Source organism: Micromonospora sp. URMC 105 (assembly GCF_051386295.1).
Taxonomy (GTDB): domain Bacteria; phylum Actinomycetota; class Actinomycetes; order Mycobacteriales; family Micromonosporaceae; genus Micromonospora.
On the sequence record NZ_JBPQTL010000253.1, the window covers coordinates 1 to 230 of the forward strand.

Genomic DNA, 230 nt, shown 5'->3' on the forward strand with positions numbered 1-230 from the left:
TCGCTGCCGCGCAGGTAGCGGTCCCGCCGGTAGATCACCCGCACCCGCATGCCGGGGGCGGCGTTCTCCGCGACGTCGCTGACGAAACGGGCAAGCTGGCGCGACGGGGAGTCGTTCTCGCCGCCGACCGCGGAGACCCCGGCGGAGGCGAGCACCCGGCAGTCGGTCGGCACCCCTTCGGCGAAGAGCCGGACCGCCCGCGGGTCGCGGGTGCCGTCGTCGGCGGTGCT

1 pseudogene is annotated in these 230 nt (G+C 76.1%); it reads right to left on the reverse strand.

The features are described from left to right. A pseudogene (locus ACSNN7_RS29180) lies at positions 1–230 on the reverse strand (aminopeptidase); the annotation flags it as partial.